Source organism: Desulfobacterium sp. N47 (assembly GCF_051233685.1).
Classification (GTDB): domain Bacteria; phylum Desulfobacterota; class Desulfobacteria; order Desulfobacterales; family RPRI01; genus RPRI01.
Genome location: NZ_JBAMMY010000261.1, coordinates 1 through 1704 on the forward strand (window position 1 = coordinate 1; position 1704 = coordinate 1704).

Here is a 1704-nt window from a genome sequence, read left to right on the forward strand (position 1 = left end):
TAGCATTGGCGGTTTGACTAATCAATCGTATTTTGCGAACGTCCTCTGCTGCATGAGACAGATCACTTGTGGTTTGCTTTCCGATGCGTGGCCATGCATGGGTCCAAAAGCGGTAGAAAAACGAACCCATCAAATGCTTTAGCACCTTGAAGCTGACTTCGATTTTAAACCTGTAGCTGTAAGCCAGAATGATATCCGGAGCAGAAAGTGTCAGATCCGAACACATCAAGATGAATCGCTCCGATCCGTCCGCTACCAGTACGAATCGCACCTTTTTCCCCAAGGGTTTCCAGATCAGGTCCAGGCATAAAAAGCAAAGGCTTTTGGGCTTGCCATAAAGTTCGATAATGGTTTGCTCAAAGTGCTCGGCTTTAGCTTCGAAAACCTGTATTAGCCTGATCTTCGTACCATATTTTCGGGGCCTTCCAGGCATGGCTGATTTAAGGGGTGGGTCCTGGTAGGCCACAACATTGCTTTTGGCACGAGTGACGATATGTAAAAGACGCTGGCAGCCGTCGTCTTGAACCTGCTGTAAGATGGCAAACACCGGCGCCACGGCAAAATATGCGTCCAATACCAGGATACACTTTTTGCCCAGCGCCGATACTATGTCAGCGGCCATGGCCGCCATCAGGCTGGTGACACTGACCTTGGCGTGTCCATAGACAAGCGGTTCGGCTTTATCCTGAAACTGCCGGAGGATTGCGACCCCTTCATGCAACTCAGCACAAAGGGGAACACAAAAGATTTTTTTTTACCCATCCAGCTAAAATCCCGACCACGCCCCAATGGTGGCCATAGATATACGGAGCTTTACCCGAGTTGTCCGATTCTTGATGCAATCGTTTTACCGCCGGCATATTTTCCGCTTCCTTACAGATTTTGATCCCGTCGCCGGCAAGCAGAAAACGACCGTCCACGGTGGGCAAGGGACAGAGCTCCAAAACGATTTGCCACCAGCGACGTTGGATATCTTGGAGCTTCCAGGATGATGCTCTGAAAAACGAAAGCAACGCCGTGTACAAAGATGGCTTGATACCAAGCCAACGGACAAAGGAGCTGACACCACAATAATCGATTCTGACGATAAACCCAAAGACTGTGATGACAAACCAGTTAAAGGCGGCCTGCCGCGAAAAGCAAGGCCTGAATCTTAAAAGAATCCGGCTGATCTCGCTGATCATGGCGCCTCCTCTGCTTGGACTATGGCAAAAGTGTTTGGGGCCGTTCGGATAAAAGTCTGGCCGACGTTTACCTTTTTTAAAATGGCCGAAACGATAGAGTCACGATCAAGCTGGACATTGTAATCTTGTTTGGCCAACTCGATGATTTTAGAGACATGCAAAGGCTTGCCCGCACTTTTGAGTATGTGGTGTGCAATATCTATATTTGACGTACGTTTATCGGATTTAGCATTACTCTGCTTTTGAAGGCGTTCAATGATTTTGAGTTTTGCCTCTGCTACCTCTTTGTTATAAAGTAGGAATAGATCAATTTGGTCCATAATATCCCTCCTTTAATGGTGGTTTTCAGAGGAGAATATATGGGCCATAATTGTATGTCAATAATTATTTTACGTACGTTTTATATTTTTATATATACACATACTATGCTATCTGTTAAAGCATTATCAATGTATGTAATAATTTAATGGATGTTAAATGGTTGAGCTTAAACCAACTGTGAGAACTTTGGACTCTCAAG

Annotated in this window: 2 protein-coding genes and 1 pseudogene; all 3 read right to left on the reverse strand. The window is 45.7% G+C overall.

Annotated features, from left to right (window positions below):
* A pseudogene (locus VXK47_RS16595) lies at positions 1–721 on the reverse strand (hypothetical protein); the annotation flags it as partial.
* Position 722: 1 nt separating this feature from the next.
* On the reverse strand, positions 723–1184 hold the full coding sequence (locus tag VXK47_RS16600) for a hypothetical protein (protein ID WP_435549899.1): 462 nt from the start codon (positions 1182–1184) through the stop codon (positions 723–725).
* Positions 1181–1504 carry a hypothetical protein gene (locus tag VXK47_RS16605; protein ID WP_435549900.1) on the reverse strand — a complete coding sequence of 108 codons (324 nt, stop codon included), beginning with the start codon at positions 1502–1504 and terminating at the stop codon, positions 1181–1183. The genes VXK47_RS16600 and VXK47_RS16605 overlap by 4 nt, the downstream gene beginning before the upstream one ends.
* Positions 1505–1704 lie beyond the last annotated feature (200 nt).

What these genes read in the sequence shown, in the direction of transcription:
- VXK47_RS16605 (WP_435549900.1), bottom strand. Translation starts at nt 1,504, where the DNA reads ATGGACCAAATTGATCTATTCCTACTTTATAACAAAGAGGTAGCAGAG.
- VXK47_RS16600 (WP_435549899.1), bottom strand. Translation starts at nt 1,184, where the DNA reads ATGATCAGCGAGATCAGCCGGATTCTTTTAAGATTCAGGCCTTGCTTT.